The 18143-nt window shown below is 70.7% G+C and carries 20 protein-coding genes; 3 read left to right on the top strand and 17 right to left on the bottom strand.

The genetic code is table 11. The features are described 5' to 3' along the window. Positions 1–48: 48 nt before the first annotated feature. The 3 genes from HQN59_RS08170 to petA are packed head-to-tail and all read right to left on the bottom strand — an operon-like array spanning position 49 to position 2931. Complete coding sequence (locus tag HQN59_RS08170) at positions 49–822, bottom strand: cytochrome c1 (protein WP_176067975.1); 774 nt, start codon at positions 820–822, stop codon at positions 49–51. 22 nt (positions 823–844) lie between these two features. Next, the gene (locus HQN59_RS08165; protein ID WP_176067973.1) at positions 845–2302 is read right to left on the bottom strand and encodes a cytochrome b; all 1458 of its coding nucleotides are present in this window, start codon (positions 2300–2302) and stop codon (positions 845–847) included. 29 nt (positions 2303–2331) lie between these two features. Continuing rightward, on the bottom strand, positions 2332–2931 hold the full coding sequence (petA, locus tag HQN59_RS08160) for a ubiquinol-cytochrome c reductase iron-sulfur subunit (protein ID WP_176067971.1): 600 nt from the start codon (positions 2929–2931) through the stop codon (positions 2332–2334). 308 nt (positions 2932–3239) lie between these two features. Between petA and HQN59_RS08155 the strand changes: the two genes are divergently transcribed. Beyond that, entirely contained in the window at positions 3240–6005 is a 2766-nt protein-coding gene (locus HQN59_RS08155) for a DUF1631 family protein (RefSeq protein ID WP_176067969.1), read from the top strand. A 69-nt stretch (positions 6006–6074) separates the two neighbouring features. Here HQN59_RS08155 and pdxA read toward each other — a convergent pair whose 3' ends face one another. After that, positions 6075–7133: a 4-hydroxythreonine-4-phosphate dehydrogenase PdxA gene (gene pdxA, locus HQN59_RS08150; RefSeq protein ID WP_246294768.1), complete on the bottom strand. Its 1059-nt coding sequence runs from the start codon at positions 7131–7133 to the stop codon at positions 6075–6077. A gap of 83 nt (positions 7134–7216) precedes the next feature. Between pdxA and HQN59_RS08145 the strand changes: the two genes are divergently transcribed. Beyond that, positions 7217–8404, top strand: coding sequence for a S1C family serine protease (locus HQN59_RS08145; RefSeq protein ID WP_176067967.1), 1188 nt, complete (start codon positions 7217–7219; stop codon positions 8402–8404). 18 nt (positions 8405–8422) lie between these two features. Here HQN59_RS08145 and tatC read toward each other — a convergent pair whose 3' ends face one another. The 13 genes from tatC to argB all read right to left on the bottom strand — a co-directional run bounded on the left by tatC (position 8423) and on the right by argB (position 16455). Further along, the gene (tatC, locus tag HQN59_RS08140; protein WP_176067965.1) at positions 8423–9214 is read right to left on the bottom strand and encodes a twin-arginine translocase subunit TatC; all 792 of its coding nucleotides are present in this window, start codon (positions 9212–9214) and stop codon (positions 8423–8425) included. Positions 9215–9302: 88 nt separating this feature from the next. Next, positions 9303–9788, bottom strand: a complete 486-nt coding sequence (gene tatB, locus HQN59_RS08135; protein ID WP_176067963.1) for a Sec-independent protein translocase protein TatB — start codon at positions 9786–9788, stop codon at positions 9303–9305. A 16-nt stretch (positions 9789–9804) separates the two neighbouring features. Beyond that, positions 9805–10053 carry a Sec-independent protein translocase subunit TatA gene (gene tatA / locus HQN59_RS08130; RefSeq protein WP_176067961.1) on the bottom strand — a complete coding sequence of 83 codons (249 nt, stop codon included), beginning with the start codon at positions 10051–10053 and terminating at the stop codon, positions 9805–9807. Positions 10054–10146: 93 nt separating this feature from the next. Beyond that, positions 10147–10512, bottom strand: coding sequence for a histidine triad nucleotide-binding protein (locus HQN59_RS08125; RefSeq protein WP_176067960.1), 366 nt, complete (start codon positions 10510–10512; stop codon positions 10147–10149). Continuing rightward, a complete protein-coding gene (locus tag HQN59_RS08120; protein ID WP_176067958.1) occupies positions 10509–10889 on the bottom strand; it encodes a DUF4870 family protein in 381 nt (126 codons plus the stop codon). The genes HQN59_RS08125 and HQN59_RS08120 overlap by 4 nt, the downstream gene beginning before the upstream one ends. Further along, positions 10886–11239, bottom strand: coding sequence for a phosphoribosyl-ATP diphosphatase (locus tag HQN59_RS08115; protein ID WP_342451158.1), 354 nt, complete (start codon positions 11237–11239; stop codon positions 10886–10888). Before HQN59_RS08115 ends, HQN59_RS08120 begins: the two co-directional genes overlap by 4 nt. After that, the gene (gene hisI, locus HQN59_RS08110) at positions 11236–11634 is read right to left on the bottom strand and encodes a phosphoribosyl-AMP cyclohydrolase (RefSeq protein ID WP_176067956.1); all 399 of its coding nucleotides are present in this window, start codon (positions 11632–11634) and stop codon (positions 11236–11238) included. The genes HQN59_RS08115 and hisI overlap by 4 nt, the downstream gene beginning before the upstream one ends. Positions 11635–11656: 22 nt before the next feature. Then, complete coding sequence (locus HQN59_RS08105; protein WP_342451157.1) at positions 11657–12091, bottom strand: NUDIX domain-containing protein; 435 nt, start codon at positions 12089–12091, stop codon at positions 11657–11659. Further along, positions 12088–12966 (bottom strand): ATP-binding protein, encoded by an 879-nt coding sequence (locus tag HQN59_RS08100; RefSeq protein WP_176067954.1) that lies wholly within the window; start codon positions 12964–12966, stop codon positions 12088–12090. The genes HQN59_RS08105 and HQN59_RS08100 overlap by 4 nt, the downstream gene beginning before the upstream one ends. A 156-nt stretch (positions 12967–13122) precedes the next feature. Further along, positions 13123–13782, bottom strand: a complete 660-nt coding sequence (pdeM, locus tag HQN59_RS08095) for a ligase-associated DNA damage response endonuclease PdeM (protein WP_176067952.1) — start codon at positions 13780–13782, stop codon at positions 13123–13125. Between the two features lie 9 nt (positions 13783–13791). Continuing rightward, on the bottom strand, positions 13792–14385 hold the full coding sequence (gene slmA, locus HQN59_RS08090; RefSeq protein ID WP_342451164.1) for a nucleoid occlusion factor SlmA: 594 nt from the start codon (positions 14383–14385) through the stop codon (positions 13792–13794). 347 nt (positions 14386–14732) lie between these two features. Beyond that, positions 14733–15470 carry a pyrimidine 5'-nucleotidase gene (locus tag HQN59_RS08085; protein WP_176067950.1) on the bottom strand — a complete coding sequence of 246 codons (738 nt, stop codon included), beginning with the start codon at positions 15468–15470 and terminating at the stop codon, positions 14733–14735. A gap of 67 nt (positions 15471–15537) precedes the next feature. Continuing rightward, entirely contained in the window at positions 15538–16455 is a 918-nt protein-coding gene (gene argB / locus HQN59_RS08080; protein ID WP_176067948.1) for an acetylglutamate kinase, read from the bottom strand. Between the two features lie 221 nt (positions 16456–16676). Between argB and HQN59_RS08075 the strand changes: the two genes are divergently transcribed. After that, complete coding sequence (locus HQN59_RS08075; RefSeq protein WP_342451156.1) at positions 16677–18050, top strand: FAD-dependent oxidoreductase; 1374 nt, start codon at positions 16677–16679, stop codon at positions 18048–18050. Positions 18051–18143 lie beyond the last annotated feature (93 nt).

Genomic DNA, 18143 nt, shown 5'->3' with positions numbered 1-18143 from the left:
AGCCCGGCAGGGGGCGCTGGCCCGGCGGCGCGCCGGGCCACGCCGGGGCTACTTGACGTCCTTCCAGTAGGACGAGCTGAGCCGCCAGGTGAAGATGACCAGAAGGCCGAGGAAGATCAGCACCCATACGCCGACGCGCACGCGCTTGCCCTGCGCGGGTTCAGCCATCCATTGCAGATAGGCGACCAGGTCGCCGATCGTCTCGTCGTACTGCAGCGGCGTGAGCTCGCCCGGCGTGATCGTCTCGAACCCGGCGAACTTGTGAACCGTCTTGGTCGCGTCGTGCGGGTCCTTCTCCTCGACGAACCGCGCCGTGCGTTGGCCTTGCAACTGCCAGAGCGCGTGCGGCATCGCGATGTCCGGGAAGACGAGATTGTTCCAGCCCGTGGGCTTGCTGTCGTCGCGGTAGTACGAACGCCAGAGCGTGAACAGGTAGTCGGCGCCGGTGCCCTTGCCGATCTCGGAGCGCGAGCGTGCGATCACCGAGAGGTCGGGCGGCTGCGAGCCGAACCATTCCTTGGCCTGGCGCGGGTTGAGCGCCGTTTTCATGGTGTCGCCGACCTTGTCGGTCGCGAACAGCAGGTTGTTCTTGATCTGGTCGTCGGTGATGCCGATGTCGTGCAGGCGGTTGAACCGCATGTACTGCGCCGAGTGGCAGTTGAGGCAGTAATTGACGAAGATCTTCGCGCCGTTCTGCAGCGCCGCCATGTCGGTGAGCTTGGACACCGGGAAGGTGTCCCAGGGATAGCCGCCTTCGCTGGCCGCTGCCGGGCCCGCGATGAGGCCGAGCGACATCAGAAGGGAGAGGAGCAGTTTTTTCATCGTGCGGGCTCGTGCGGTCCGATCAGTGGCCGGAATAGGTGACGCGCGTCGGCACCGGCTTGAAGGTGCCGAGGCGGCTCCACCACGGCATCAGCAGGAAGAAGCCGAAGTAGACGAAGGTACCGATCTGCGAGACCAGGTTGGCAGGGGCCGACGGCGGTTGCGCACCCAAATAGCCGAGCACGAGGAAGAAGAACACGAAGACCCCGTACACCCACTTGTGCCAGCCCGGCCGGTAGCGGATCGAGCGCACCGGGCTGCGGTCGAGCCAGGGCAGGAAGAACAGGATGATGACCGCGCCACCCATCACGACGACGCCCCAGAACTTGGCGTCCCAGCCGCTCAGCCAGGTCGGCACGCCCGACATGCCGAGCGCCAGCAGCAGCGCCTTGATGCCGCCGAACAGCCAGACGCACACGGCGGCGACGACGGCGATCACGATCTTCATGCGCGCCGAGAAGCCGCCGCGCAGGATCGCCATGACGGCGCCGAGCACGACGATGAGCGAGATCACGCCCATCAGCACGTCGGTGGTCGCACGCAGCATCGAATAGAACGGCGTGAAGTACCAGACCGGGGCGATGTGCGCCGGCGTCTTCAGCGGGTTGGCCTCGATGTAGTTGTTGAACTCGAGGAAGTAGCCGCCCATCTCGGGCATGAAGAACACGACTGCGCTGAACAGGAACAGGAACACCGTGACGCCGAAGATGTCGTGCACCGTGTAGTACGGGTGCGACGGGATCGCGTCGAGCGGCTTGCCGTCGGGACCGCGATAGTCCTTCACTTCGACGCCGTCGGGGTTGTTCGAGCCGACTTCGTGCAGCGCGATCAGGTGCGCGGCGACGAGGCCGAGCAGCACCAGCGGCACCGCGATGACATGGAAGCTGAAGAAGCGGTTGAGCGTGGCGTCACCCACGACATAGTCGCCGCGGATCAGCAGCGCAAGGTCGGGGCCCACGAACGGCACGGCGGCGAACAGGTTCACGATGACCTGGGCGCCCCAGTAGCTCATCTGGCCCCAGGGCAGCAGGTAGCCCATGAACGCCTCGGCCATCAGCACCAGGAAGATCGCGCAGCCGAAGATCCAGATCAGCTCGCGCGGCTTGCGGTAGCTGCCGTAGATCATCCCCCGGAACATGTGCAGGTAGACCACGACGAAGAATGCCGAAGCGCCGGTCGAGTGCATGTAGCGCACGAGCCAGCCCCACGGCACGTCGCGCATGATGTATTCGACCGATGCGAACGCCAGCGCCGCGTCGGGCTTGTAGTGCATGGTGAGGAAGATCCCGGTAAGGATCTGCATCACGAGCACCAGCGCCGCCAGCGAGCCGAAGATGTACCAGACGTTGAAGTTCTTCGGGGCGTAGTACTGGCCCCACTGCTCGTTCCAGAGCTTGGACAGCGGGAAGCGGTTGTCGACCCAGTTCAGCAGCTTGGTGCCGACCGGGGCGTTCGCGGGAACGTTCTGGAACTCAGCCATTCGTCGTATCTCCAGGTGCCGTCATCGGCTCACGCCTTGGTGTCTTCGCCGATCACCAGCCGGGTGTCGCTGGCGTAGCGATGCGGCGGCACGCGCAGGTTGTCGGGCGCCGGCTTGTTCTTGTAGACGCGGCCGGCCATGTCGAAGGTCGAGCCGTGGCAGGGGCACAGGAAACCGCCCGGCCAGTCGGGCGGCAGCGAAGGCTGCGCGCCAGGGGTGAACTTGTCGGTCGGCGAGCAGCCGAGATGCGAGCAGATGCCGACCGCGACGAAGATCTCGGGCTTGATCGAGCGGTTCTCGTTGCGCGCGTACGCCGGCGTCAGTTCGTCGGGGTTGCGCTCCGACTTCGGGTCGGCGAGTTCGCCGTCGAGCTTGGGCAGCGCAGCGAGCTGCTCGGGCGTGCGGCGGATGATCCACACCGGGTTGCCGCGCCACTCGACGGTCATCTTCTCGCCGGGCTTGAGGGCACTGATGTCGGCCTCGACCGGGGCGCCTGCGGCGCGCGCGCGCTCCGAGGGCTGGAAACTGCTGACGAACGGGACGGCGACGAAGCCGGCACCGACGACGCCGGCACAACTCGACGCGATGAGCCAGGTGCGCTTTCCGCCATCGATCTGCTGGTCGCTCATGAAGATCCTCGGGACTGAAAAGACAGGAGGTCAAAAAGGGGTCAACCGACGATTCTAATGGAGGCGTCAACATCGAAGCCCCGGCGCACCAGGGCCGGACCGCGCTCACCCACGCGCGGGCAAGTCGCGTGCGCACGGGCTGCCCGCCTATACCACCGAGGCCGCGCGCGAGGCCCTGCGAAGGCTTGCCTGGGCGTGATGCACTGCCATGTCGAGGCCTGCGGTTTGGGCTCATACTTTGCTCTCGTGACGGATTGGCCGCGGACCGGCAGCCGCCCTCGCCGCACCGTTCGCGGACCTCTTCGAGCATGACCCCGACCGACGCACGCCCGCCAGCCGCACTCGACGCAGCCATCCACAAGATCCGGGACACCGCGGCGGCGGTGGCGTTGCGCGTGGCCGACCTGCTCGGGGCGCAGATCCAGGTCACCGGCATCAAGATCGCCGAGCGTGAACTGCTCCATGCCGCGCAGATCGACCTGCGCCGCAACATGGCGGTATTCCAGAGCGCGTTCCACGAAGCCTTGCGCGAGAAGGTCGGCCAGCAGCTCTCGCCGCGCACCGACAACCGCCGCAAGCTCGACAGCGCCGACTGGCAGTCGCTGAGCCTCGTCGAGGACCGCGAGGTCGAGGAGCGCATGAACTTCGTGCGTCTCGGGCAGATGATCTCGCACGAGTGCGACTGGCAGCTGCGCGACCTCGCCGCCTACATGGGCAGCGTGCTCGGCAATGGACGCGCCGACGACGAATCGAACCCGTTGCGCGCCGAGGTGGTCGGCTCGGCGCTCTATCGCGCGATCGAGTCGGTCAGCAACGATCGCGAGAGCCGCAAGATCCTGACCCGCGAGTTCGGCCATGCGATGGCGCAGGCGATGCCCGCGTGCTACGCCGACATCCTGCGCAGCCTGCAGGAGCGCGGCGTTCAGCCGGTGCACCTGACGGTGCGCACGGTCGAAGGCCCGGGCAACCAGCTCGGCGGCGCCGTCAACTCCGGCTACACGACGGCGCGCGAGGGGCGCAATTCCAGCAACAGCGCGTTCGGCGACCTCGCCGGCGGCGACGACGACCTGCTGTCGGCGCACCGGCGCGCCCTCGCGCAGGCATTTCCGGGTTTTGCGGCGCCCGACAGCGGACACGGCGCGATCACCGGGCGCGGACCGGTGACGCTGAACGATCCGGGCACGGGGCTGCCGCGGCGCCCCGACGCGCCGGTGCGTGACAGCGGTCGCGGCGACGCCCCTTCCGGTCGCAGCGACTTCGCGCGCAGCAGCCACGCCGGCGGACGCGCGCGCGGCGAGCATGCTGCCGACGCCGAGCTGATGACGCTGCTGCGCCGCCTGGCAACCGCACAGGACCGTGCAGAGGACGCGTCCGCCGCAGCGGTCTCGCGCGGTGGCGCTCCGCTCGGCACCAGCGGCGACATGGCCAGCGTGCTGCACTCCGGCGACCTGCAACGCGGGCTGCGCAGCGGCAGCGGCGGCCTCGCAGCGCAAAGGGCCCAGGCGTTCGCCGCCGACTCGGCCTCGCCGGGAATCGGCGCTCCGAGCACCGGACCGGGCAGCGTGCGCGGCCCGATCACCGGCTCGGAGCCGGGTGGCCAGCTCACCCAGCTGATGGCGGTGAACCTGATCCGGGCACACCGTGAAGAGCTGATGAAGGCGTCCACCGGCAAGCTCGATCACATGGTGATCGACGTCGTCGGCAGCCTGTTCGACCAGATCCTCTCGGACTCCAAGGTGCCGCCGCAGATGGCGCGCGAGATCGCGCGCCTGCAGCTGCCGGTGCTGCGCGTCGCGCTCAACGACTCGACCTTCTTCTCGACCCGGCGCCACCCGGTCCGCCGCTTCGTCAACCGAATCGCCTCGCTCGCCTGCGCGTTCGACGATTTCGGCGCGGGTCCCGGCGCCGAGTTCCTCGGCCAGGTGCGCAAGCTCGTCGACGACATCGTCCAGGGCGACTTCGACCAGATCGACCTCTACGCCGCCAAGGTGAGCGAGCTCGAGAGCTTCGTCGCGCGTCAGACCGAAGGCGAGGTCGAACAGACCGGTGCGGCGACCACGCTCGATGCCAAGGAGTCCGAGCTGCGCGTGCAGCAGCGCTACATGCTGCAGCTGCGCGCCGCCCTCGCCCCGCTGCCGCTGCCCAACTACCTGCAGGACTTCCTGCCGCAGGTGTGGAGCCAGGCGATGGTGCTCGCGACCCGGCGCGACGGTCCCGAATCCGACCGCGCGAAGCGGTTCCGCCGCGTCGGCGTCGACCTGGTGATGAGCGTGCAGCCGAAGGGTTCGCCCACCCTGCGCAAGAAGTTCCTCATGCAGCTGCCGACGCTGATGAAGGACCTCAACGAGGGCATGCAGCTGATCGGCTGGCCCGACGCCGCGCGCAAGGAGTTCTTCGGCAAGCTCCTGCCGGCCCACGCCGAATCGCTGAAGGGCCAGCCGCTTTCGGAACTCGACTACAACCTGCTCGTCAAGCAGCTCGAGGCGGTGTTCGCGATCCCGGTGCCGACCGTCGAGGCGTTCTCGCGCATCGATACCCTGCCGGAGGTCGACACCGCGGTGATCGAGCAGCGCTTCACGCCCGAGGAGGTCGCACAGGTCGGCCTGGTCTCGGAAAAGGCCATCGACTGGAGCGAGAAGGTCGAGCTCGCCGCGCCGGCCGAGCCGGCCACGCCGCAAGCCGCGCCGGAACCGGTCGCGCCCGCGGCGACCATCGCGGCCGTCGACCCCGAGGCAGAGTCGCCGCCGACACCCGGCGAGTCAGGGGCCGCGCCCGAACCGGTACCCGGCGCCCAGCTCATCGATCACATCAAGCTCGGCTTCGCCTACCAGATGCACCTCAAGAACGAGTGGCAGAAGGTGCGCCTCGCCCACGTCAGCTCGGGGCGGAGCTTCTTCGTCTTCACGCGGGGCGGCAAGCACCACGAGACGATCTCGATGACCTCGCGCATGGTCGCCCGCATGTGCGAGACCGGGCGCCTGCGCGCGTTCGAGAACGAGTACCTGATGGAGCGCGCGACGCACCGCGCGCGCAAGCAGCTCGCCGAGCTGTCCGCGACGACGACGCGGTCCTGAGGCGCTCGGCCCGGCCTGCGCGGCGACCGGCGCATCGCTCTTACGATCCGGCGGCCCCGGCCGGGCCGCTCAGCGGCCGTCGCTGGCGCCCCCCGGCAACGCCTGGCCGCGCACCAGCCGCCGCGCCACCTGCGCCGCGTACGCGAGGCTCGCCGCACTCGCGATGCCGCGCCCGGCGATGTCGAACGCGGTTCCGTGGTCGGGGCTGGTGCGCACGAACGGCAGGCCGAGCGTGACGTTGACGCCGTGCTCGACACCGAGGTACTTCACCGGGATGAGGCCGTGGTCGTGCAGCATCGCGATCACGATGTCGAACTCGCCGGCGTGACCGGCGGCGTCGCGCGCGCGCATGAACACGGTGTCGGGCGGATGCGGGCCGGTGGCGTCGATGCCCTCGGCACGCGCCGCCTCGACGGCCGGCGCGATCACGCGCCGCTCCTCGTCGCCGAAGAGTCCACCCTCGCCGGCGTGCGGGTTGAGTCCGCCGACCGCGATGCGCGGCCGCTCGATGCCCCAGGCGAGCGCGCTCGCATGCGCGATGCGGATCGTTTCGAGCACCGACTCGGTCGTGATCGCGCGGATGGCGTCGAGCACCGACTGGTGGATGGTGACGAGCACGGTCCGCAGCTCGTCGTTGGCCAGCATCATGCGCACCGGCGGCATGCCGCCCGCGTCGGCGGCGAGCGCCTGCAGCATCTCGGTGTGGCCCGGGTAGCGGATGCCGGCCGCGGCGAGCGCCTCCTTGTGAATCGGCGCGGTCACGATCGCCGCGGCGTCGCCGCCGCGCACCAGAGCGACCGCGTGCTCGATGCAGCGCGCCGCGGCGGCGCCGGCCCGCGCGTCGACACGCCCGACGGGTGCCTCCATCAGATCGCCGGGCAGGTTCGGCGGCTGCAGCACCGGGATGCAGTTCGGCGGCACGTCGGCGACGTCTGCCGGGCGCTCGATCGGCGCCAGCGCGAGCAGGCCGCCGGTCGCCGCGGCGGCGCGACGCATCACCCCGACGTCGCCGATGACGAACGCGTCAGGCGGCGTCGCCGAGCGGAACAGCCGCGCGACGATCTCGGGCCCGATGCCGCAGGCGTCGCCCATCGTGATCGCGAGCGGAAGCGGGGGAGTGACCGGCATCCGGCGATTGTCGCCGCGGGCCGGCGCGGGCCGCCGGGCTCGCAACGTGCCCTTGATAATCACCGGTCCACTCCGCGACGTTCATGCGCAAGATCTGGCTCCTCTTTTCCCAAGGCGTGACGGTGGCGCTGGCGGCACTGTTCGTCGTCTCGACGCTCAAGCCGGCGTGGCTGCCCGCGTCCATGCGCCCGGCCGCGCCGGCCGCCGCGACCACCACCGTGGTGCCGATGGCGCCGACGGTGCAGAGCGTGACGATCGGCGGCACTCGCGCGGTCACGAGCTACAGCGAGGCCGCCAAGCGCGCGGCACCGGCGGTGGTCAGCATCACCGCGAGTCGCGCGTCGGCCCGCAGCGGGCGCGGCGAAGATCCGATGTTCCGCTTCTTCTTCGGCAACCGCGGGCAGCCGCCGGAGCAGGATCGCCAGGTCGGCGTCGGCTCGGGCGTGATCGTCTCGCCGGCGGGCTACCTGATCACCAACAACCACGTGATCGAAGGCGCCGACGACATCGAGGTCGCGCTCGGCGACGGCCGCACCGCCCGTGCCACCGTGGTCGGCACCGATCCCGAGTCCGACGTCGCGGTGCTCAAGATCGACCTCAAGGAGCTGCCGGTGGTCAACTTCGGGGACGTCGATCACGTGCAGGTCGGCGACGTCGTGCTCGCGATCGGCAACCCGTTCGGCGTCGGCCAGACCGTCACCTCCGGAATCGTCAGCGCGCTGGGCCGCAATCAGCTCGGCATCAACACGTTCGAGAACTTCATCCAGACCGACGCCGCGATCAACCCCGGCAACTCGGGCGGCGCGCTGGTCGACGCCGCCGGCAACCTGCTCGGCATCAACACCGCGATCTACTCGCGCAGCGGCGGCAGCCTCGGCATCGGATTCGCGATCCCGGTGACGACCGCACGGCAGGTCATGGAGAGCCTCATCACCGAAGGGCGCGTCACGCGCGGCTGGATCGGCGTCGAGCCGCGCGACCTCACGCCCGAGATCGCGCGCACCCTCAACCTCAAGGTCGAGCGCGGCGTGCTGATCACCGGGGTGCTGCAGAACGGGCCGGCGAGCCGCGCCGGCATCACGCCGGGTGACGTGGTCGTGAAGATCGCCGACAAGCCGGTGACGAGCACGTCGCAGCTGCTCAACGCGGTGGCAGCGCTGAAACCTCGTCAGACCGCGTCGATCAGCGTGCAGCGCGGCTCCGAGACCGTCGACGTGCCGGTGGTGATCGCCGAGCGGCCGCCGGCGCGACCGATGCCGCGCGAGCGCTGAAGGCGCGGCTCGGCCGGCTCAGGCCGCCGGCGGCTCTTCGTCGGGCGGCTGGGTGTGGCGGATGAAGATCTGTGCCGCCCAGATGCCGACCTCGTAGAGCAGCACCATCGGTACCGCCAGGGCGAGCTGCGACACCACGTCGGGCGGCGTCAGCACGGCGGCGATGATGAACGCCAGCACGATGAAGTAGCTGCGGAACGCGCGCAGCTTTTCGATGCTCACCATGCCCAGGCGCGCCAGCACGACCACGACCACCGGCACCTCGAATGCCGCGCCGAAGGCGATGAACATCGTCAGCACGAAGCTCAGGTAGGCCTCGATGTCCGGCATTGCCGACACGCTGGTCGGCGCGAAGCCCTGGATGAAGCGGAAGACCTGCTTGAAGACGAAGAAGTAGCAGAACGCGATGCCGAGGAAGAAGAGGACGGTGCTCGACACCACGAGCGGCAGCACCAGCTTCTTCTCGTGGAGGTAGAGCCCGGGCGCGACGAACGCCCACGCCTGGTACAGCACCACGGGCAGCGCGAGCAGGAACGCCGCCATCAGCGTGATCTTGAGCGGCACCAGGAACGGCGAGATCACGCTCGTCGCGATCAGCGTGCCGCCGTGCGGCATGTTGGCGACCAGGGGCGCAGCGAGCAGGTCGTAGAGCCCGGCAGGGCCGGGCCAGAACGAGAGCGCCGCGAAGCACACGCCGACCGCGATGCACGCGCGGATCAGGCGATCGCGCAGCTCGATCAGGTGCGAGACGAACGGCTGCTCGGTGCCTTCGAGTTCGTCGCGCTCGGGCCCGCCGCTGGCGTTCTTCACGCCAAGGAGCCGCAGCGCTGCGGTTCGCTGGCACGGCGCCGGCCGGGCGCGATCGGGCGTCGGCCGCAGCCGAAGAAGGGTGCGCTCTTCACGCCGACGCGCGCGGCGGCCTGAAGCGCGCCACGCGCGCGGCACCCGACTGCGCCTTCGCCCGGATGCCGTTCTTCTGCTTGTACCAGTTCGGCACCGCGGTGCGCTTGAGGCGCCAGTTCTTGCGCGGACGGCGGTAGCCCGGCGGCTCGGCGAGCGGCGCCGCCACCGCCGAGGTGGGGTTGTCGATCGCCGCCGCGTCCGCGTTCCACGCGCTATTGAGGTCTGCGGACGTCTGCGCGAACTCCGACGCGACGGTCGAATGGACGTCGCGCGCGGCGCCTTCGAAGTCGGTCTTCATCTTCTTGAGCTCTTCGAGCTCGATCGAGCGGTTGACCTCGGCCTTCACGTCGGCGACGTAACGCTGCGCCTTGCCGAGCAGCGTGCCGACGGTGCGGGCGACGCGCGGCAGCTTCTCCGGGCCGATCACGACGAGCGCGACGGCGCCGATGAGCGCGAGCTTGTCGAAGCCGAAGTCGATCATGCCGAAGCGCGCGGGCTCAGGGCTTGTGACGCGCCTCGACGTCGACCGTGTTGGCGTCGACGGTGTTGCGGCTCGCCACCTGCTGCGGCGGCGCCGCCGTGGTGGTGGTCGTGGTCTCGTCGGCGCTGCCGTCGCGCACGCCGTCCTTGAAGCCCTTGACCGCGCCGCCGAGGTCGCTGCCGAGATTCTTCAGCTTCTTCGTGCCGAAGATCAGCACCACCACGAGCAGCACGATGAGCCAGTGCCAGACGCTGAACGAACCCATGGCCTTACCTCCAGATGAATCGGCGAATTCTAGTGGAGCCCCCCGCCAGCACCGGCTGAGGGTCTTGACTCCGAAAGGGCTTGCCGGCGGGGCTCAGCCCTTGGCCCAGGGACGCGGCCCGCCCATCACGTGGATGTGGACGTGCTGCACTTCCTGCAGTCCGTCGGGGCCCGTGTTGACGATGGTGCGAAAGCCGTTGGTGACGCCGAGGTCGCGCATCAGGCCGGGCGCGAGGGCGAGCATGCGGCCCCACATGCCGGCATGCCGATCCTGGCTGTCGTAGAGCGTGGCGATGTGCTCCTTCGGGACCATCAGCACGTGCACCGGCGCCCATGGCGCGATGTCATGAAACACGATGAACTCGTCGGTCTCGAGCACCTTGCGGCTCGGGATCTGGCCGGACACGATCTTGCAGAAGATGCAGCTCGGGTCGTGCTTCAGCGTGGCGGCGTCGCTCATGTGGGCATCGCAGTCTGGGTGGTCAGGTTGATCCAGCCGCGGATGATGCGGTAGAGGAACCAGATCGAGATCAGCGCCCAGGCGATCCAGCCGGGCACCAGCAGCAGCAGCCAGAGCGGCGCGGTCACCAGGTAGAGCGCGCCGGCCCACAGCACCGAGCGGATGCGCCAGCGGAAGTGCGTCTCCTGCCACGAGCCGACCGCATCGTCGCGCTTGAACATGTCGAGCGCGAACGCGGCGATCAGCAGCAGCACGCTCGCCTGCACGCCCGGCAGCACCGCGCCGACCGCGACGATCGTGTGCAGCAGGTAGCTGACGTGGCCGATGTTCCGCAGCGACCGCTGGCGCGGGTCGAGCTCGACGATCTCTTCGTTCATGAGGCGTCGGCCTCCCTCGCCTGCATGCGGCGCGCCGCGAACTCGTCGAGCCCCGAGACGCCTTCGCGACGCTCGAGCTCGGCCAGCACGGCGGCGGGCGCGAGGTCGTACTGGGCGAGCGCGACCATCGTGTGGAACCAGAGGTCGGCGACCTCGGCGACGATCTTCGGGCGGTCGGCGTCCTTGCACGCCATCACCACCTCGGTCGCCTCCTCGCCGATCTTCTTGAGCACCGCGTCGGGGCCCTTGTTCAGCAGGCGCGCGACGTAGCTCGTCGAGGCGTCGCCGCTGCGCCGGCTCTCGATGACCGCCGCGAGACGCGCCAGGGTGTCGTTGCCGCCCGCGCTCACTTGTAGATCCCCGCCGGATCCTTGAGCACCGGCTCGACGACGTCCCAGCGGCCGTCGTTCCAGCGCTTGAAGAAGCACGAGTGGCGGCCGGTGTGGCAGGCGATCGCCTCGAGCCCGGCGCCGGCGCCGAGCTGTTCGACCTTCATCAGGATCACGTCGCCATCGCAGTCGAGGCGCAGCTCGTGCACCTTCTGCACGTGGCCGCTCTCCTCGCCCTTGTGCCAGAGGCGCCCGCGCGAGCGGCTGTAGTAGACCGCCTCGCCGGTCTCGGCGGTGCGCGCGAGCGCGTCGCGGTTCATGTACGCGAACATCAGCACGTCGTTGCTGCCGACCTGCTGGGCGATCGCCGGGACAAGCCCGTCGGCGTCCCACTTGACCTCGTCGAGCCAGTTCATGGGCGCGAAGTTTAGGGCCCGCTCAGACCGCGCCATGGGTGGCGCCGGCAAAGCCACGCTCGGCGGCGATCCATTGCAGCACCGGTACGGTGCCGGGCAGCACCGGCGAGACCTCGACCGGCAGCGTCTGCCAGGCCATCTGCTGCCCCTCGCGCATCTCGCACGCGCCGCGCCACTCGCGGACCTTGCAGAAGTGCAGGCGGACGAGCGCGTGCGGGTAGTCGACGATCTCGATGCGCCACGGCTCGGCCGGTCCGATCGCGATGCCGAGCTCCTCGTGGAGCTCGCGGCCGAGCGCCGCCTCGACGCTCTCGCCCGGCTCGACCTTGCCGCCCGGGAACTCCCAGTAGCCAGCGTAGACCTTGCCGAGCGGGCGCGACGTGAGCAGGAAGCGGCCCGCGGCGTCGAACAGCACGCCGACCGCAACGTCGACCGGCTCGCGCGCCGCCGCGCTCACGCGTGATGCCTTCCGGCGTAGTCCTTGGCGAACTGGAACGCGACGCGGCCCGACCGCGAGCCACGCTCGAGCGCCCACACCAGCGATACGGGCCGCGCGGCGGCGATCGCGTCGGCCGGCACGCCCCAGTGCTGCAGCCACTGCGCGACCACCGCCAGGTACTCGTCCTGGCTGAACGGATAGAAGCTCAGCCAGAGGCCGAAGCGCTCGCTGAGCGAGATCTTCTCCTCGACCACCTCGCCGGGGTGGACCTCGCCGTCCTCGGTATGCCGGTAGGTGAGGTTCTCGCTCATCTTTTCCGGGAGCAGGTGGCGCCGGTTGCTGGTTGCGTAGATCAGCACGTTCTCCGACGACTGCGACACCGTGCCGTCGAGGATCGACTTCAGCTCCTTGTAGCCGACCTCGCCCTCGTCGAAGCTGAGGTCGTCGCAGAACACGATGAAACGCTCAGGCCGCTCGGCGACCAGGTCGACGATGTCGGGCAGGTCGACGAGATCGGTCTTGTCGACCTCGATCAGGCGCAGCCCGCGCGGCGCGAACTCGGTGAGGCAGGCCTTGACGAGCGAGCTCTTGCCGGTGCCGCGGGCGCCAGTCAGCAGCACGTTGTTGGCGCCGTGCCCGGCGACGAACTGCTCGGTATTGCGCAGCAGCCGCTCCTTCTGCTGGCTCACCTCGACCAGCGCGTCCAGGCGGATCGTCGCGACGTGGCGCACCGGCTCGATCACGCCGGAGGCGCCCCGCTTGCGGTACCGGAACGCGATCGAGGCATTCCAGTCGGGCGCCCGCGGCGGATGCGGCAGCACCGCCTCGAGGCGGTCCAGGAAGGCCTCGGCACGATCGATCAGGTGCTGCAGGGAGTCGGGGGGCACGGTCATCGGGAAAGCGGGTGGGAGCGGGGAGGCGGCAGTGTAGGTCGCGTCGACGCCGGCCCTCGGCGCGGCGCTCCCTGGCACGTGCGGGTCGCCGCGGGCGCTCGAGTGCCCTGCCCCAGCGGCTTGCGCCCCGGCCGGGCGCCGCGAGCGCCGGCCGCCTCAGGCGGCCACCGCCGGCATGGCCATCACGGCATCGTCGGCGACCGGATAGATGCGGTCGCCGCTCGCCGGCCGGATCGGATGCATGCCGGTGAAGGCGCCGAAGGCCGGCAGCACGCCGACCGAATCGCCGAACCAGAAGCACGGCAGACGCAGGCGGTCGAACGCGCGCCCGCCGACCGTCACGCACGGGTGCAGGTGGCCGCCGAGCACGTAGTGACCCGCCAGCGGACGCGGGTGATGGCAGAGCGCCAGGCCGTCGAGCAGGTACGGCTCGTCGACGGCGCGGATGTCGAGGCGCGCGGGCGGGTCGCCGGCGCGGTCGTCGTGGTTGCCGCGCACCAGCACGAGGTCGAGCGCCGCGTGCGTGGCGCGCCAGCGCGCCACCGCCTCGAGCGTCGCCCGCGCGTGCGAGCGCGCGGAGTGCAGGAAGTCGCCGAGAAACACCACCCGCCTCGCGCCGACGCGCTCGATCGCCGCCGTCAGCGTCGCCAGCGTCTCGCTGGTCGTCCCGCGCGGCACCGGCACGCCCCAGGCGCGAAAGCTCACCGCCTTGCCGATGTGCGCGTCGGCCACGAGCAGCGTGCGACTCGCGGCGAGGTGGATCGCCTTTTCGGGCAGCAAGGTGAGCGGCTGGCCGCCGGCCAGGATCGTCAGCACGGCCGAGCGTCAAGCAACGAAGAGGCGCAGCGCGGTCTCGAGGTGCTCGGTGGGACTGTGCGCGCGGCCCGATCGCGCGAAGCGCTGCAGGCGCCCGATCGCGAACGCGGTCAGCACCGCGGCGCGGATCGCAGGGTCGGCGCCGGACGGCGTCGCGACGTCGCCGGGCACCGCCTCGAGGCTCGTGCGAAGCATGGCCTCGATACGGTCGAAGAACCCGCTCATGCGCACCACCAGGCGCTCGCTCTCGAGCACCAGCGCGTCGCCGACCATCACCCGTGCCATGCCGGGGTTCGCGGCGGCGAACTCGAGCAGGGCGGTCACCACGCCCGACACCTGCCGCGCGGGGTCGGGCTCGTTGCGCGCGATCGGCTCGATCGCCGCGAGCACGCTCTGCTCGATGAACTCGACCAGCGCCTCGAACATCTGCGTCTTGCTCGCGAAGTGCCGGTACAGGGCGGCTTCGGAGACGCCCAGGCGCGCCGCCAGCGCGGCCGTGGTGATGCGTTCGGCGCCCGGTCGCTCGAGCATCGAGCCCAGGGTCTGCAGGATCTGCACCCGGCGTTCGCCGGGCTTGGGGCGCTTGCGCGCCGCGGGCCGCACCTGCCCGAGAGCGCCGGCGAGTGGATCGGCGACGAGTGCCGCAAGACCGGCGCCGCCGGTCGACTCCGCGGTCAGGTCGCCCAAGACCCGGACGCCGTCGGGCTCGGCCGAGGCGGTCGCGTCCAGCGGCGGGGTCGTCGGGGCGCCGTCGGCCGGCTCGCTGCGCAGGGGCTCGCGGCCCGCCGGCGGCGTCGGCCCGGGTGCCGAACCGCCGGCCACCCGCTCCGGCGGCGCCGGATCGCCGTTCGACGGCTGCATCGCTGCGACGCCTGCCGGCTGCGCCGGCGCCCGTTCGCTCGGCGCGGCGCCGGGGTCGGTTCCCGCGGCAGGCAGATCGGCGGGCGGCGTCATCGCAGGCAGGGCAGCTCTCGGAGCGCCCGGATTCTGGCATACACATACGCCGGCCTCGCCCCCGGGCGGCGCCCCTGCGCCGAGGGCTGCGGCGGCTCGGCGCCGGCCTCGCGCGCGGCGCGCCGGCGCTGCCACGGCACGCCGCGAAAGCGCCCGTCGAGGTAGCGCTGCATCCACACCGCGCGCATGCCGACGCGCCGTGCCGCCTTCTGGTGCTCCAGGGTGTCCTCGACCAGCACGCAGCGGCTCGGCGCGACCTTGAGCCGTGCGCACAGGCGCCGCAGCATGCGCGCGTCGGGCTTGGGCCGGTGCTGACCGAACATCGTCATGTCCTCGATCGTCACGATCGCGTCGAACGAGCGCGTGAGGCCGAGCGTGTCGAGCACGCGCATCGCGTAGGCGCGCGGCGCATTGGTCACGATGACCTTGCGGCCCGGCAGCGCCGCCAGCGCGGCGCGGTCGTGCGCGCTGGTGCGCAGGCGCGCCTCGAGCCCCGGCAGGCGGTGCGTCTCGTCGAGGAAGTGCGCGGCGCGCACGCCGTGGTGCCGGACCAGGCCGAGCAGCGTCGCGCCGTAGCGCAGCCAGTAGGCGCGGCGCAGCGCGTGCGCCTCGTCGGCGCTGACGCCGAGGTGGCGCGCGATGTACTCGGACATCGCTGCGCTGGTCGGCGCGAACGCCGCATGGCTCGCGTCGTGCAGCGTGTTGTCGAGATCGAACAGCCAGACGACGCTCATCGGGCGGTCACGCGCGGTCGCGCTGGACGTGGCGCAAGCCCGGCGCCGGTTGCCGGCGGGCGGGCGCTCAGCGCGAGCGGATCATGGTGCCGAACGCCTGCTCGGTGAGCACCTCGAGCAGCATCGCGTGCGGCACCCGGCCGTCGATGATGTGGACCGTGTTGACGCCGTTTTTGGCGGCGTCGAGCGCCGACTGGATCTTCGGCAGCATGCCGCCGGAGATGGTGCCGTCGGCGAACAGCTCGTCGATCTCGCGCGCGCTGAGGTCCGTGAGCAGCTGCCCCGACTTGTCGAGCACGCCCGGCGTGTTGGTCAGCATCATCAGCTTCTCGGCGCGCAGCACTTCGGCCAGTTTGCCGGCGACGACGTCGGCGTTGATGTTGTAGTTCTCGTTGTCGGCGCCGAAGCCGAGCGGCGAGATCACCGGGATGAACTGGTCGTCCTGCAGCGCGGTGACGACGCTCGGGTCGATCGACTCGATCTCGCCGACCTGACCGACGTCGTGGATCTTGCTGGGGTCGTCGCGGTCGGTCATCACGAGCTTCTTGGCGCGAATGAGGCCGCCGTCGCGCCCGGTGAGGCCGACCGCCTTGCCGCCGGCGACGTTGATGAGGCCGACGATGTCCTGCTGCACCTGGCCGGCGAGCACCCACTCGACGACTTCCATCGTCTCGGCGTCGGTGACGCGCATGCCCTGGATGAAGGTGCCCTTCTTGCCGATCTTGGCGAGCGCGTCCTCGATCTGCGGACCGCCGCCGTGCACCACCACCGGGTTCATGCCGACCAGCTTGAGCAGCACCACGTCCTCGGCAAAGTCCTGCTGCAGCGCCGGGTCGGTCATGGCGTTGCCGCCGTACTTGATGACGATCGTCTTGCCGTGGAACTTGCGGATGTAGGGCAGCGCCTGCGCCAGGATCTCGGCCTTGTCGCGCGGCGCGATGCTGGCGACGGAGTCGGAAACGTTGTCGGAGGGCGCGGCGGTCATGGCGGCTCGGCTTTCTGATGGGCGCGGAAGGGCTTCGCGGGGACTTCGAAGGGCGGCGGAATCGTACACGCGGGGCGCTCTGGCCGAGCCGTCGGGACGACCCGGGCGGTCGGGCGGGTCGGGCGTTGCTCGTTCGAAGCGCGCGCACCACGCGCCGTCGGGCGACCGTGCCGGCCGCGCCGAGGCAAGATCGCCGCACTCCCACGCCCAGCACCCGTCCCGTGACCGAACGATCCCCCACCTTCTCCGCCACCCTCGACGAGCCGGCGCGCCGCACGCCGCTTCACGGCGAATACGACGTCGCGGTGCTCGGCGGCGGGCCGGCCGGAATCGCGGCGGCCGCCTCGGCGGCGCGCAACGGCGCGCGCGTGCTGCTCGTCGAGCGCTACGGCTTCCTCGGCGGCATGGGTACCGCGGCCGGCGTGACCAACTTCTGCGGCCTGCACGCCAACGTGCACGGCGAGATCCGCCAGGTCGTGCACGGCGTGGCCGACGAGCTGCTCGATCGCATGCGTGCGCTCGACGGCCTGAACGAGCCGCACCTGATCTTCGGCAAGATCCACGCGCAGGCATACGACATGGCGGCGTTCAAGTGCGCCGCCGACGCGCTGCTCGTCGCCGCCGGCGTCGAATTGCTGTTCCACGCGCTCGCGGTCGGCACCGTCCGTGACGCCGACGGTCGCCTCGACGCGCTGCTGGTCGAGACCAAGTCGGGGCGGCGCGCGGTGCGCGCACGCGTGTTCGTCGACGCGTCCGGCGACGGCGACCTCGCGCAGCACACCGACGTGCCGATGGAAAAGGGCGACGCCGGCGGGAGCCTGCTGTACCCGACGCTGATGTTCCGCGTCGGCGATGTCGACGCCGCGCGCGCCGGCGACGCCTGGGCGACCATTCCGGCCCGCATGGACGCGGCGGCGGCGTCGGGCGCCTACGCGTTCCCGCGCCGCGGCGCGATCGTGCGACCGCAGAAACGCGCCTACGAATGGCGCGTCAACGTGACGCAGCTGCGCAACCCAGACGGCAGCGCGACCGACGGCACCGACGCGCGGTCGCTGAGCGCCGGCGAGGTCGAGGGGCGACGCCAGATCGTCGACTACCTGCGTTTCCTGCGCGCCGAGGTGCCGGGCTTCGAGAACGCCTATCTCCTCGACATCGCGACCCAGCTCGGCATCCGCGAGACGCGCCGCCTCGTCGGCGAGGTCGCCCTCACGGGCGAGCACGTCGTCGGCTGCGCCGACTTCGCCGACTCGATCGGCGTCAACGGCTGGCCGCTCGAGATGCATGTCGCCGGCGACGTGGTCTGGCGCTGGCCGCCGATCCCCGCGTCGCGCGGCTACAACCAGCTGCCCTACCGGATGCTGCTGCCGCGCCGCGCGACGCACGGCGGCGTCGACAACCTGCTCGCCGCCGGGCGTTGCGCGTCGATGACGCACGAAGGGCACTCGGCCGCGCGCGTCTCGGGAGCCTGTTTCGTGATGGGACAGGCCGCCGGCACCGCCGCCGCGCTGGCGGTCCGCGCCGGCGTCTCGCCGCACGACCTCGCGCCCGAGTCGCTCCAGCAGACCCTCGCCGACCAGGGCGCGTTCCTCGGCTGAAAGGTCGGCGGCGCCTGCGCGCAGCAGGGCTTTGCGGGTCCGATCGGACCGAGGCTCTTGTAAGCTCCGTGCCGCCGGGTCGTGAGCCCGCGC

It is taken from the genome of Rhizobacter koreensis (genome assembly GCF_013366375.1).
Taxonomy (GTDB): domain Bacteria; phylum Pseudomonadota; class Gammaproteobacteria; order Burkholderiales; family Burkholderiaceae_C; genus Schlegelella_A; species Schlegelella_A koreensis.
The sequence above is the reverse complement of the archived record's forward strand: the minus strand, read 5'-3'. Positions and strand labels throughout refer to the sequence as shown.

Excerpts from the sequence above, each read along its gene's own strand:
- HQN59_RS08170 (WP_176067975.1), bottom strand. The coding sequence starts at position 822 with ATGAAAAAACTGCTCCTCTCCCTTCTGATGTCGCTCGGCCTCATCGCG.
- HQN59_RS08165 (WP_176067973.1), bottom strand. The coding sequence starts at position 2,302 with ATGGCTGAGTTCCAGAACGTTCCCGCGAACGCCCCGGTCGGCACCAAG.
- petA (WP_176067971.1), bottom strand. The coding sequence starts at position 2,931 with ATGAGCGACCAGCAGATCGATGGCGGAAAGCGCACCTGGCTCATCGCG.
- HQN59_RS08155 (WP_176067969.1), top strand. The coding sequence starts at position 3,240 with ATGACCCCGACCGACGCACGCCCGCCAGCCGCACTCGACGCAGCCATC.
- pdxA (WP_246294768.1), bottom strand. The coding sequence starts at position 7,133 with ATGCCGGTCACTCCCCCGCTTCCGCTCGCGATCACGATGGGCGACGCC.
- HQN59_RS08145 (WP_176067967.1), top strand. The coding sequence starts at position 7,217 with ATGCGCAAGATCTGGCTCCTCTTTTCCCAAGGCGTGACGGTGGCGCTG.
- tatB (WP_176067963.1), bottom strand. The coding sequence starts at position 9,788 with ATGATCGACTTCGGCTTCGACAAGCTCGCGCTCATCGGCGCCGTCGCG.
- tatA (WP_176067961.1), bottom strand. The coding sequence starts at position 10,053 with ATGGGTTCGTTCAGCGTCTGGCACTGGCTCATCGTGCTGCTCGTGGTG.
- HQN59_RS08125 (WP_176067960.1), bottom strand. The coding sequence starts at position 10,512 with ATGAGCGACGCCGCCACGCTGAAGCACGACCCGAGCTGCATCTTCTGC.
- HQN59_RS08120 (WP_176067958.1), bottom strand. The coding sequence starts at position 10,889 with ATGAACGAAGAGATCGTCGAGCTCGACCCGCGCCAGCGGTCGCTGCGG.
- hisI (WP_176067956.1), bottom strand. The coding sequence starts at position 11,634 with ATGAACTGGCTCGACGAGGTCAAGTGGGACGCCGACGGGCTTGTCCCG.
- HQN59_RS08100 (WP_176067954.1), bottom strand. The coding sequence starts at position 12,966 with ATGACCGTGCCCCCCGACTCCCTGCAGCACCTGATCGATCGTGCCGAG.
- HQN59_RS08085 (WP_176067950.1), bottom strand. The coding sequence starts at position 15,470 with ATGAGCGTCGTCTGGCTGTTCGATCTCGACAACACGCTGCACGACGCG.
- argB (WP_176067948.1), bottom strand. The coding sequence starts at position 16,455 with ATGACCGCCGCGCCCTCCGACAACGTTTCCGACTCCGTCGCCAGCATC.